This window comes from Acinetobacter sp. WZC-1 (assembly GCF_052544965.1).
This window is the reverse complement of record NZ_CP199370.1, coordinates 1458091-1471147: the sequence shown is the minus strand read 5'-3', so window position 1 is coordinate 1471147 and position 13057 is coordinate 1458091. Positions and strand designations below refer to the sequence as shown.

12 protein-coding genes and 1 pseudogene are annotated in these 13057 nt (G+C 45.2%); 4 read left to right on the top strand and 9 right to left on the bottom strand.

Features of this window, described 5'->3' with window-relative positions:
- Positions 1–274 precede the first annotated feature (274 nt).
- The 5 genes and pseudogenes from ACT6PV_RS06775 to ACT6PV_RS06755 all read right to left on the bottom strand — a co-directional run.
- A pseudogene (locus ACT6PV_RS06775) lies at positions 275–424 on the bottom strand (DUF1275 family protein); the annotation flags it as partial.
- A 91-nt stretch (positions 425–515) separates the two neighbouring features.
- Entirely contained in the window at positions 516–1193 is a 678-nt protein-coding gene (locus ACT6PV_RS06770; protein WP_445115659.1) for a YoaK family protein, read from the bottom strand.
- Positions 1194–1321: 128 nt separating this feature from the next.
- Complete coding sequence (locus ACT6PV_RS06765; RefSeq protein WP_445115658.1) at positions 1322–1486, bottom strand: DUF1427 family protein; 165 nt, start codon at positions 1484–1486, stop codon at positions 1322–1324.
- Positions 1487–1541: 55 nt separating this feature from the next.
- Positions 1542–3410: an amidohydrolase gene (locus ACT6PV_RS06760; RefSeq protein ID WP_445115657.1), complete on the bottom strand. Its 1869-nt coding sequence runs from the start codon at positions 3408–3410 to the stop codon at positions 1542–1544.
- A 73-nt stretch (positions 3411–3483) separates the two neighbouring features.
- Positions 3484–4170 (bottom strand): hydrolase, encoded by a 687-nt coding sequence (locus ACT6PV_RS06755; RefSeq protein WP_445115656.1) that lies wholly within the window; start codon positions 4168–4170, stop codon positions 3484–3486.
- A gap of 215 nt (positions 4171–4385) precedes the next feature.
- On the opposite strand from ACT6PV_RS06755, the gene ACT6PV_RS06750 reads away from it, so the two are divergent.
- Positions 4386–5270, top strand: a complete 885-nt coding sequence (locus ACT6PV_RS06750; protein ID WP_445115655.1) for a LysR substrate-binding domain-containing protein — start codon at positions 4386–4388, stop codon at positions 5268–5270.
- 77 nt (positions 5271–5347) lie between these two features.
- Here ACT6PV_RS06750 and cysK read toward each other — a convergent pair whose 3' ends face one another.
- Positions 5348–6346: a cysteine synthase A gene (gene cysK / locus ACT6PV_RS06745; protein WP_445115654.1), complete on the bottom strand. Its 999-nt coding sequence runs from the start codon at positions 6344–6346 to the stop codon at positions 5348–5350.
- 309 nt (positions 6347–6655) lie between these two features.
- Here cysK and dsbD point away from each other — a divergent pair, with 309 nt between their 5' ends.
- Entirely contained in the window at positions 6656–8608 is a 1953-nt protein-coding gene (dsbD, locus tag ACT6PV_RS06740; protein WP_445115653.1) for a protein-disulfide reductase DsbD, read from the top strand.
- A gap of 37 nt (positions 8609–8645) precedes the next feature.
- Here dsbD and ACT6PV_RS06735 read toward each other — a convergent pair whose 3' ends face one another.
- A complete protein-coding gene (locus ACT6PV_RS06735) occupies positions 8646–9425 on the bottom strand; it encodes an alpha/beta fold hydrolase (protein WP_445115652.1) in 780 nt (259 codons plus the stop codon).
- Positions 9426–9775: 350 nt separating this feature from the next.
- On the opposite strand from ACT6PV_RS06735, the gene ACT6PV_RS06730 reads away from it, so the two are divergent.
- Positions 9776–10987 (top strand): amino acid aminotransferase, encoded by a 1212-nt coding sequence (locus ACT6PV_RS06730; protein WP_445115651.1) that lies wholly within the window; start codon positions 9776–9778, stop codon positions 10985–10987.
- 56 nt (positions 10988–11043) lie between these two features.
- On the opposite strand, the gene ACT6PV_RS06725 is transcribed toward ACT6PV_RS06730, so the two are convergent.
- A complete protein-coding gene (locus tag ACT6PV_RS06725; RefSeq protein ID WP_445117052.1) occupies positions 11044–11178 on the bottom strand; it encodes an IS3 family transposase in 135 nt (44 codons plus the stop codon).
- Between the two features lie 285 nt (positions 11179–11463).
- Here ACT6PV_RS06725 and ACT6PV_RS06720 point away from each other — a divergent pair, with 285 nt between their 5' ends.
- Positions 11464–11709 carry a hypothetical protein gene (locus ACT6PV_RS06720; RefSeq protein WP_445115650.1) on the top strand — a complete coding sequence of 82 codons (246 nt, stop codon included), beginning with the start codon at positions 11464–11466 and terminating at the stop codon, positions 11707–11709.
- Between the two features lie 222 nt (positions 11710–11931).
- Here ACT6PV_RS06720 and ACT6PV_RS06715 read toward each other — a convergent pair whose 3' ends face one another.
- Entirely contained in the window at positions 11932–13041 is a 1110-nt protein-coding gene (locus ACT6PV_RS06715; RefSeq protein WP_445115649.1) for an S-(hydroxymethyl)glutathione dehydrogenase/class III alcohol dehydrogenase, read from the bottom strand.
- Positions 13042–13057 lie beyond the last annotated feature (16 nt).

The window sequence follows — 13057 nt, the reverse complement described above, 5'->3', positions numbered from 1 at the left end:
CATCATTGTAAATACAATAAAATCCAGTGATTTCATTTTCATGATGACTATAACCTCTATTTATTATTTATTGTTTTTCATTTATACAATTTTCGTTAAATTTAAGCAATTGAAATTTATTCATGTATTTATGAAAATTTTTTACTAATTGTTTCATTTTCAATGGATAAGGGGGGCATGGCTGTCTATGTCCATAGCACAAAAGTACTGACGGGAATCACGTCTGGTAATGGTATGCCACAGTAGCCTGTTCAGGGGCAGCGCGCCCTTCTGTCAGGACCAGGTTGCCGGTAACATGCACAGTGAAAAAACCAGATAGCGTAATAAAGCCAATGGTGTCCATGGCTCCACCGACAAGGGTTAAAACTGAGATCACGGCAGCTTTGTCATAGGATTTCTGTATGATTCTGCTCAGCGGGGTTATGCTCAGAATGGTGCTGCATTTCATATTCCCTGTATTGTGTGTTTTTATCGTGCCTGCATTCTTCTGCGTGACAGAAGAGCAAAAGAACGACTTAATCTTTCTTATATTGTTCCTTTTTCCAATAGGCAAGTAACATCAGCACTGGCGGTACAATGAAAATCCAGATCAAGGCAAATTTATAAACGATGGCTGCTACGGCACATCCCAGTGCAAAACTGAACATGGTGGGTAAAATTGATCTGAATCGTGCGCTGAGCTGCCCCCGATTGTTTTCCGGGCGTTTTGAAAAAAGATCAGCAACATCAATCATTAACTGTGTGGTGGAGCCAGTCATGACCGTCGTCGGTGTTTCCTTTAACCAATGAATGCGATGCACGGCATTCTGAATGGCCATTGCGCCCACCAGTAACATGCCGGTAATAAAAGCGGCCCAATTGTCATCATCAGGAAAAGGTAAATAAAACAGCGAGATGACTGCTGCCAGCGTAAACAACAAAAACATACTCTGCAGTAAAAAATGATAGGAACTTTTCTGTATATTGACAAATTTCAGATCAATAAAACGCACACTGAACACCATCAGACAGAACATGGGTAAGGCAAACAGTTTTGCCATGGTCCCGGTATGGTTATCGCTGACCAATGCTGCGCCCAGCGTCACAAAGTTACCGGTGACATGGGCTGCAAATAAACCATGAATGGCCAGGAAACTCGCCGTGTCGACATAACCGGCATTAAAACTTAAAATTTTACTGAGATTCAGGTTCATGGATTTTCCTTATGGGGAATACCGCCAGGTGATTTTGATTTACACAATGTATCGTGGCAAGGGTGTATTTTCAAATACAGGACCGACGTTTATCATAAACAACGGTCCGATGCATCTGCATGTTATACCTACATGAATACACTTTTTATCCAGGGAATAAGCTGTTCGCCAATGACCATGCCCAGCAATCCGGTCAGTGCCACCAGTGGTGGTGCAGGTGATTTCACATTCAGCAGATAATACAGCACACCAACCAAGAGCCCGACTGCAAGTGAAAGAATATAGATCTTCATAAAAACACCTTCCCGGCCTGATTCATGCAGAAATCGATCAAGCAGGCTTCATCGGTTAAAATGCAAAACATGAACAACCCAGTGCACCCCAGAAGGATTGTTTATCCTTCACTGGAACATCAAGCATCCAGGCATGACTGTGCCCATGCATATGACAGCTGTTTGAACAGGCACACATTGCCGAAACAGATTGCAATGGTTGTAATGATGGTGCATTGCGGTTCTCAGCTTTGCGCCATTGACCGCCATGATGCCTGACAGGGGACCAGTCCGGAGATGCCGGTGGCAAAGGTGGATTATTCTGTCTGAATTCAGCAGCTGCATATACCACCTTGCCGCCCAGCACGGTCAGCACCGACTCAATCTGCTGAATTCCCTCATCTTCAACTGTAAAATAGTCATCCGATAAAACCACCAGATCTGCAAATTCACCGGCCTTCAGGGCGCCCTTACGGCATTGCTCTCCTGAAAACCAGGCGGAACCTTTCGTCCAGAGCTGCAGAGCAGTTTGTCGGTCCAGGGTGTTCTTTTCATCATACAACGGCAGTCCACCCACGGTTTTCCCTGTGGTCAGCCAGTATAAACAGACCCAGGGATTATACGATGCGACCCGGGTTGCATCCGTTCCGGCACCAACCGGCACCCCCAGTTCCAGCATTTTTTTAACAGGTGGGGTTGCCCGGGCAGCTTCTGCGCCATAACGCTGTACAAAAGTTTCCCCCTGAAATGCCATACGGTGCTGAATGGCAATCCCTCCGCCCAGTGCCCCAATACGTTCAATATTCCGTTCAGACACTGTTTCTGCATGGTCAATAATAAATCGGGTACTGAATGGCTGTCTGGCATTAACCCGCTCAAAAACATTCAGAAAACGGTCAATACTTTCGTCATACGTTGCATGCAGACGAAATGGCCACTTTTTTTCAGCCAGTAATTCAACAATTCTTTCCAGTTCGCCTTCCATGGGTGCAGCAAGATCGGGACGTGGTTCAGCAAAGTTTTCAAAATCACCGGCGGACCAGGTCAGATTTTCCCCGGCACCATTCATCTGTAGAAATGAATCTCCGTCTCCGGGAAAGGTCATTTCAGTCCATTTCTGATAATCCTGATATTCCTCTCCGGCTTTTTGCGCAAATAAATTATAGGCAATACGGACTGTCATCTGATTCTGATCATGCAGTTCACGAATCACATCATAATCATCCGGATAGTTCTGTCCACCACCGCCGGCATCAATCACCGATGTGATGCCCAGCCGATTCAGTTCACGCATAAAGTGCCGGGTGGAATTGAGCTGATCATCATGCGATAAGACTGGCGCCTTGCCCAGGGTCGAATATAGAATCATGGCAGAAGGTGTTGCCAGTAACAGACCAGTGGGCTGGCCATGTTCATTTCGCTGAATTTTTCCTCCGGCCGGGTCAGGTGTATCCTTATTGAAACCCAGCGCATTCAGCGCGGCCTGATTCAACAGTGCGCTTGAATATAAATGCAGAATAAATACCGGCGTGTCAGGTACAGCCCGATTAATCTCTTCCAGGGTGGGCAGGCGTTTTTCAGCAAACTGAAATGCTGACCATCCTCCCACCACCCGGACCCATTGTGGTGCCGGTGTTTTGTCTGCCTGCTCTCTTAACAGACGCAAGGCATCAGCCACCGATGGAACCCCTTCCCAGCGCAGCTCCATGTTGTAGTGCAGACCACCACGGATCAAGTGCTGATGGCTGTCATTCAGACCTGGAATAACCCGGCGACCATTTAAGTCGATTACTTCTGTTGATGAACTGGCCAGCTTCATAATGTCACGGGTGGAGCCTGCCTGAATAATTTTGCCATCTGCAATGGCAATGGCCTGTACTTCGGGTGACTGAGTATCCAGTGTGGTCATTTTGCCATTTTTTAAAATCAATTGAATATCAAACATTGCTGCCTCCACTCACATAAAATGATCATTCAATCCATAAAGATGCCTGCATGGCATCCTTATGGCTGTGCTTTTATTTTGCTGCAATCGGCGCCAGCACCGGATGATGATGCTGGGCTCGTTGCGGTGCTTTATGAACCATGGTGTAGGTATAATCCACACCCATGCCATAAGCCCCTGAGTGTTCACGTACGATATCCATGACAGCATCGTAAGTATCGCGTTTTGCCCAGTCACGCTGCCATTCAAGTAAAACCTGCTGCCAGGTGACAGGAACCACACCGGCCTGAACCATACGCTGCATGGCATAATCATGCGCTTCCTTTGAAGTACCACCGGACGCATCGGCCACCATATATATTTCATAATCACCTTCAAGCATGGCGCTCAGGGAAAATGACAGGTTACAGACTTCAGTCCACAGTCCTGATACCAGGATTTTTTTGCGCTTATTTGTCGCCAGTGAATCCCGGACTTTCTGATCGTCCCATGAATTCATTGAAGTCCGTTCCAGCAGCGGAGCATCCGGGAACACATCCAGTAACTCAGGATAGGTATGACCAGAGAAACTTTCAGTTTCAACCGTGGTAATTGTGGTTGGAATCCCAAATACTTTTGCCGACTTTGCCAGTCCAACGGTATTGTTCTTCAATACCTGACGGTCAATGGATTGCACCCCAAAAGCCATCTGTGGCTGATGATCGATAAAAATGATCTGGCAATTTTCTGGAGAAAGCTGTTCTAAAATAGATTTGTTCATCTCAAGTCCTTACGTTCGTCATCGGTTACGGTAGGTTTATAAAGACATATAAAAATGTAATGAAATAGTCCCTTTGTTTTAGCCAGTATGTATTCAATATGAATACAATGAATATCCACGGCCTTTAAAGCCCCTCTCCTGTACTGCTATACTGTCAGACAGATTCTGAGTAATATTCTTCAGTTAAAAAAACGTCAGATGGAAACCAGGGAAAGATGGATCGACTGGATTGTATTAATGCTTTTGTCAATGTGGTTGAAACCGGAAATTTCAGCAGCGCTGCCCGGACGCTGAATATTACCCGTGATCTGGTGGCCAAAAGAGTCGCCTATCTGGAACATGATCTGAAAGTCACCCTGTTGGTACGCACGACCCGTAAAATGAATTTAACCCCATGCGGCGAAAAATTTTATGAGCACAGCAAAGTCATACTCGGCGAGTTCGACTGGGCAAAACATGAAATTGGATATGACCAGCTGTATCCAGAAGGTGAATTGCGAATTAATGCACCATTGTCCTTCAGTCAGACCTTTCTGACCTCCATCATTTCTGAATTTATTCTGCATTATCCTGACATTAAAGTGGATTTATTTCTGACCGATAGCTTCGTGGATATTTATGACAGTAAATTTGATCTGACTTTAAGAGTCGCTGAAAACCCGGTGGATGCTTTTGAAAACACCATTATTGGCACCTATCAACGGAATTTTTATGCAACTCCGGCTTATTTTCAGAAATACGGAACCCCGCAGACGATTGATGAACTGAAACAGCATAAGCTTTTACTGTATCGGCAGACCGCCAGTCATAATAAAATTTTTCTTTCAAAGGCCGATCAGACGACCTCCATCCAGTGCTTCCCAAAATTTACCTGTAATAATGGCCGTCTCTTGCTGGATATGTGCATTAAGGACCACGGCATTACGTTTCTGCCAGACTTTATTGCTGCTAAATATTTACAGACCGGGCTGATTGTTCCGTGCCTGGAAGAATACCAGAGTGCCCCGATTTATTTTTATGCGGCTTATCCCGATAAAAAGAAAGTTCCCAGGAAAGTGCAGTTATTCATCGATTTTTTAATTGCGGAAAATCGTCGCTGAGCAGCGCTGTTATGGAGTGGAAACAGAGCATAAAAAAGCACCTGTTTAACAGATGCTTTTGATCTGTAATGATTCTGCTATTCCGCAGCGATGTCCTCAAATAAAACAGAAGACAGATAGCGTTCCCCGCTGTCCGGTAAAATTACAACAATGGTTTTATTTACATTTTCAGGTCGTGCAGCCAGTTGTGATGCTGCGGCCAATGCAGCACCGCTGGAGATTCCAACCAGAATTCCTTCCTGAATCGCCGTCTGACGTGCCCAGGAAATGGCGTCTTCACTGCTGATTGCCAGAACTTCATCCACCACATTCATATCCAGGTTTTCAGGAATGAAATTAGCCCCAATGCCCTGAATTTTATGCGGAGCTGGGGTAATAGCCTCACCACGTCTGGCCTGGCTGATAATCGGAGACTCTGCCGGCTCTACCGCTACAGCATAAATCGGCTGATTTCTGACCTGTTCAAAATAGCGGGAAACTCCTGTAATGGTTCCTCCGGTACCAACTCCGGCAACCAGAATATCCACTTTACCGTCGGTCGCCTGCCAGATTTCAGGACCTGTGGTCTGTTCATGAATCTGAGGGTTGGCCGGGTTATTAAACTGCTGCGGTAAAAAATACAGCTCAGGTTGCTGCCGGCATAATTGCTCAGCGGCTTCAACCGCACCTTTCATGCCCTTTGCCGGCTCAGTCAGAATAAGATTTGCCCCCAGTGCTTTCAGCACTTTTCTGCGCTCGATACTCATACTGGCCGGCATGGTCAGGGTAATGTCGTAGCCCTTTGCTGCTGCCGTAAAAGCCAGAGCAATCCCGGTATTGCCACTGGTCGGTTCAACAATATGCATTCCTGGCTTTAATACACCCTGTTTTTCAGCATCAGCAATTAAAGCTGCACCAACCCGACATTTGACTGAAAATGCAGGATTACGACTTTCAATTTTGGCCAATACGGTTGCGCCACCTGAAATCACCCGATTAATCCGTATCAGTGGTGTATTACCAATGGATTCTGCATTGTCTGCATAAACAGCAATTCCCCGGTTTTCAGTCTGTGGAAAATCTGGATCTATGGACATGTCCGCTCCTTGAAAATTATTAAGATGACAGCAGCTATCATATCGCTTTTTGAATGACTTGCTATAGGTCCGTTCAGACACTGCTGAAATTCCGGGAGCGATAAATTATATTGATTTATTATGGCTGATCAGGAAATTGATATACATTACAATTGGAGTCAAAACTGCCAACTGATTCCCTGAAAACAACCATAGTCCAGGTACTTGTTTTCTGAACCCTTAACTGAATATCGATCGATTAAACACAATCTGTACTTGCAGGCCTGACTCAGCTGGATAAAATGGCAAGGGAGTCTACCAGCTGGAATAATGAATTTGCGCGCCTTTTTAAGCCTATGCTTTTTTTCAATTTTATCGATCAGTTTACCCGCTCAGGCCAATGATGGTTTTTTGCCCGCTGATCAGGCATTCAAATTCTCTGTGGAATCCATCAGCAACCAGAAAGCACAGCTGCAATGGAGCATCGCACCACATTATTATCTGTATCATAATCAATTTAAAGTCATGGTCAATGACCGCCGGATCCAGCTGAACTTACCTGCCGGCCATGAAAAGAATGATCCAACCTTTGGGGTGACCGACGTACATTATGATCAGGTCATGGCTGATATGAATGTTCGGCCGAATACCCGTTATCAGGTCAACTGGCAGGGCTGTGCTGAGGATGGCCTGTGCTATCCCATGCAGCATATGATCATTCAGACCGATGCTGACGGCTTATTTCCGCAGAATTCAGCAACAGCTTCAAAAACATTATTTGCAGCCGGCCGCACAAACTCAGCCACGGATTTAAATACCAATACTGCTGAGCCATCCTCTGAAAAGCTTTTAACAGATTCAGATCAACAGAATAAAACAAATATAGCCAATGGCCAGGACAATAATGCGCACAATAAGATTCTGAATCAGACTGCAACAAGCCTGCAAACGTCTGCTGTAACAGCATCAACACAGGCGCAAGTCGTGCAGGATAGCTCTTTAAATGAGCATGCAACGTCATTACAGTGGAATGACGATCAATCATTTTTCAATTTATTGTCCAGAGATTCGTTTTTACTGAATCTGCTGGTTTTCTTTGGTCTGGGTATTTTACTGGCATTTTTACCCTGTTCCCTGCCTTTAATTCCTATATTGTCCGGCATTATTGTCCAGCGGGCGACCGGTTATAAGGTGGTTGCCATTGCCTTAAGTTTTATTGTCAGCATGGCAGCAGTGTACAGCCTGATGGGAATTGCCGTGGCTGAAATCGGTTATAGTTTTCAGCGCTGGTTTCAGAGTCCTGTGGTCATTTCCATTTTTGCCATTGCATTTGTGGCACTGGCTTTAAATTTATTTGGGGTTTATCAGCTGTCCCTGCCACAACGGCTGGTTCAGAAACTGGGGAGCTTACAGGACCGGCAGAAAGGCGGAACCATTACCGGTGCAGCAGTTATGGGTGCATTGTCTGCCCTGATTGTTGGACCATGCATGAGCGCGCCACTGGCCGGGGCATTGTTATTTGTTTCACAGACACACAGTGCGGTACTCGGCGGGCTTTATCTGTTTATTCTGGGTCTGGGTATTGGCTTGCCGCTGTTTATTGTCAGTGTCTTTGGTTCCGGTCTATTGCCAAAACCCGGTGTGTGGATGGATCGCCTGAAAGTCAGTTTCGGCTTTGTCATGCTCATGATGGCAGTTTATTTTATCCGACCGATGCTTCCATCTGTCATTTACGCCGCCACCCTGGCGTTATTGTGTGTGGCACTGGCCATTTACCTGTTCAGAGCACTGAAGGATATCCAGAAAACCATCCATAAAGCGCTATTGGCTCTGATAGCGGTACTTTGTATCGCAGCGGCAGCCTGGAATATAAAACAGAGTATTGAAGCATACCAGGTGGAACATACGGTTTCTGAACGTTTAAACTGGAATAAAGTGACCACTGCCGAACAGCTGGATCAGACTTTACAGCAGGCCAGACAGACTGGACAGCCCATTATTATTGACGTATATGCGGACTGGTGTGTGGCCTGTCAGCCCATTGAAAAAGAAGTCATGCCCAGGGCAGATGTTCAGCAGGCATTACACGGTTTCAGTCTGATTAAGCTCGATTTGACCACTTATGATGCATCTCAGGACAGCATTTTAAAGACACATGAAATTCTGGGTCCACCGACCATGCTATTTTTAAATGCAAATGCCAGGGAGATACGTCCATTGCGCCTAACCGGAACATTTACCGCCCAGCGGTTGCTGCAACAACTGCAAAAAGCCGCGCGTTAACAATGACAGTTGAGCAGGCGGCAGTGGCTTTTGTTGCTCAGGATTGAACTCTATCTACCAGCAGATATTGCTGAATTGCCTGTAACACAGCAGCAGGCTGTTCAGCATGCAACCAGTGTCCTGCCTGCTCAATGGTCTGCAACTGCGCATCTGAAAATTGCTGATGAATGGCATCCCGCTGCGGACCTTTAATGTAGGCAGAATTTCCACCGCGCAGGAACAACACCGGTTTATGCCAAACTGGAATATTCTCCCAGGATAGAATTTCTGCATAATGCTGATATATAGCGTCCAGATTGAAACGCCATTGCCCTTTATCGAATGACTTCAATAAAAACTGAATGACCATGTCTTCACGTAAAATCTGACGCATAATTTCAGTGGCTTGCTGACGTGTTTCAGCTTTGGCCTCCCTGACCGCAAATAAGGCTTTAAATATCCAGTCATGATGATTTTCCTGATAGGCAAATGGCGCCATATCCAGCACCACCACCTGTTCAATCCGATCTGTTGCCGTTGCAGTTAACTGCATGGCCAGCTTGCCCCCCATGGAATGACCAATCACTGAAAAACGCTCAATATGCAAATGATCCAGCGTTTCAACAATATCTACCGCCATTTCCGGATAACTCATTTCATCTGAATGTGGAGAACGGCCATGGTTCCTGATATCCAGCTGGACAATATCATGCGTCTGCTGAAAACTCCGGGCAAGCATACCAAGATTGCCAATACTGCCAAACAAGCCATGAATCAGCACCAGTGGAACCCGGTGGTTTGTGTCTGAAACCTGTTTGTATTCATGATTCAGCAGCATGCTCAGTTTCTCTCTTTAATATTGGATATCCGTCATGTTCTCATAATTTTCAGGTGAATCAAGCCTATTTTTATAGGGTGATTGCTGTTTGTATGGCCTGTGACAATGCCTGAGAACTTTCAGATCTACTGCAGATACAGCCGCTTTCAGCCATGTGCTGATCGGTTTTAAACCAGTCAATACTGCGCATCCTGTAAAACAGACTGGACTTAATATTTAACTCATCCGTATTTAACCTGATCCATAACATCAGACACCGCAATAATGTTGTCTTTGCTGTTGAGTCATGCCCTGAATTACCTATATGATCTGAGGCTGAATACCCCGTTTAATTCAGGACAATAAATGCCATGTTCCAGTATGTAGATTCTTATGCAGGTGATCCGATTCTTTCACTGATGGAAGAGTTTAAGAAGGATGAGCGCACCCAGAAAGTAAATTTAAGTATTGGCTTATACTACAATGAGGATAACATCATTCCTCAGCTTGAAGCAGTAAAAGCAGCCTGTAAAAATATTGCACCGGGCAATGATCAGGTCAAACCCTATTTGCCTATGGATGGCTTGAAGTCCTACAACGAAGCTACACAGTTACTGGTATTGGGTCAGAACAGTCAGGCGCTTAAGGATGGCCGTGCCGTCACCATTCAAACGCTCGGTGGATCCGGCGCATTGAAGATCGGTGCCGATTTTCTGAAAAATTATTTTCCTGAATCTGATGTGTGGATCAGTCAGCCCAGCTGGGAAAATCATATGACCATTTTCAATGGTGCCGGGATTCAGACGCACTTTTATCCTTATTTTGATGCAGAAACCAATGGGGTAAATGTGCCTGCCATGCTGGCAGCACTTGACCAGCTGTCTGCAAAAAGTATTGTCCTGCTGCATCCCTGCTGTCATAACCCAACCGGGGCCGATTTAAGTCCGACGGAATGGGACCAGGTCATTGAGGTTCTGCAAAAACGGGATCTTATTCCATTTCTGGACATTGCCTACCAGGGCTTTGGCCAGGGACTGGAACAGGATGCCTACGCAATCCGGGCACTGGACCGTTCGGGAATGAATTTTATTGTCAGTAATTCATTTTCCAAAATTTTCTCATTGTATGGTGAACGTATCGGTGGTCTGACATTCGTCTGTGATGATCAACCCACAGCACAGAATGTACTGGGACAGCTGAAAGCCTGTGTGCGCCGGATTTATTCAAGTCCGCCAACCACTGGCGCCCTGCTGGTCAGTACGGTCCTGCATGACCCTGCCCTGAGTGCAAAATGGCAGGCTGAATTACAGCAAATGCGTGAACGTATCCTGCAGATGCGTCAATTGCTCAGAGAAAAACTCAGTCATGCTGTGTCCGGACGTAATTTCGATTATCTGCTGACCCAGCAGGGTATGTTCAGTTATACCGGTTTAAGCGCTGAACAAGTGGATCAATTAAAGGAAAAATATGCAATTTACCTGGTTCGCAGTGGTCGTATGTGTGTCGCAGGTTTAAATCTGAATAACATTGATTATGTTGCAGAATCCATTGCTGAAGTGCTTCAGACAAGTTCCGGAAGCTGAGTGCTGCAATGATAAAAATGGGCTTATCGATTTGCCCCAATAAGTTGGATAGTTAATTAAGCAGCGTTTAAGGACTGAGTTCTGTACTGTACAGGGCTTAGTCCTTTTAATTTAATCCTGCTTCTTTCATGGTTGCAAGAAGCTATTCCAAGTTTTATATCAATTGAAAATTCCTGTAATTTATATTTAATAAACATATAGTATATATATTTGAGTACACTAAACTTTAAAGAATATCCAATGAAAAAAATTACTATATTGGTGGTAATATTATTAGCCTTAGGCTTAAATGCCTATGCAAATAATAGGCTTCTTGCGAAAGTATAATTTTTAATGATTTGGGATGTTAAAAATTCCTGAAAAATCATAATTTATCGTTGTACAAATTTTGACCTTTGCAAGAGTTCTAATCTTAATACTAAAACGTACAGTACCAATCAAACTATGGAATTGGCATCTCCTGGGATATAAATAAATTGAGTTTAACTGTCTGGATATTATTATTTTGCATCAACTCTTTATGCTGGAAGTGGATTATTTCCTGGGGAGGAGCAGAAGTAATCAAAGGATGGGCGGCAGGTATATTTTTTGATTGGCTTGTCTCCGATTTAAATGCTGAGCAAATTAGGGCTTATTCTTTATTAGTCTGGATAGGTTCAGGAATCTGGTTCATTTTTGGACTATTTGTTCCTGAAGTCAGGTTTTATAATTTAAATCAATAAGCCCTTTTATTACCTCATATTAAAGCTTGAGCCATCGTTATACTCTGGCTCATTCACTTCTTTAACTTCGACACTTGCATTTCGAGCACTTGTAATTGCCTGGGCAAGGCTTCTTTTGTGCCCTGAAGCCCTGCAACTGATTGCTCAAGCAAGTTTACATGCCCTACTAATGGGTACAGTTCATATTGCCCGTTTTTATATTTGGCGCATTCAAGCAGCAAATTAAAAATGAATCACACTGCGGATGGATTTGCCTTCATGCATTAAATCAAAGGCTTCATTAATTTTATCCAGGGTCATAGTGTGTGTGACAAAAGGTTCAAGCTGAATTTCACCCTTCATGGCATCTTCCACCATTCCCGGTAACTGACTGCGGCCTTTTACACCACCGAATGCAGTTCCCCGCCAGCTGCGACCGGTCACCAGCTGAAACGGCCGGGTTGAAATTTCCTGCCCGGCACCCGCCACCCCAATAATCACCGACTGGCCCCAGCCACGATGTGCGCATTCCAGTGCTGAACGCATGACATTGACATTACCAATACATTCAAAGGAATGATCCACTCCCCAACCGGTCATTTCAACAATCACCTGCTGAATCGGCTGATCATAATCCTTAGGATTTAAAAAATCCGTAGCACCGAATGATTCCGCCAGTTTAAATTTGTCAGGGTTGGTGTCGACCACAATAATCCGGCCGGCCTGAGCCTGGCGCGCACCCTGTACCACAGCAAGACCTATGCCCCCCAGACCAAACACCGCTACAGAATCACCCGGTTGTACTTTGGCGGTATTATGTACCGCACCAATGCCTGTTGTGACACCACAGCCCAGCAGGCAGACCTGCTCATGACTGGCTTCAGGATTAATTTTCGCCAGCGAAACCTCGGCAACCACGGTATATTCACTGAATGTTGAACAGCCCATATAGTGGTAAATCGGTTTACCCTCATAGGAAAACCGTGTTGTACCATCCGGCATGACGCCTTTACCCTGAGTGGCACGGACCGAAACACAAAGATTGGTTTTGTCTGATTTGCAGAAAATACATTCACCACATTCTGCAGTATAAAGCGGAATAACATGATCACCCGGCTGAACCGAAGTGACACCCTCACCGACCTGGACAACCACACCGGCCCCTTCATGCCCCAGAATGGCCGGGAAAATACCTTCCGGGTCGTCACCGGACAAAGTAAAGGCATCTGTATGACATACCCCGGTATGTGTAATTTTGACCAATACCTCACCGGCCTGCGGTGGCGCCACATCAATTTCCACAATTTCAAGTGGTTTCCCTGGACCGAATGCAACAGCTGCACGTGATTTCATTTCCCTGTTTTCCTCG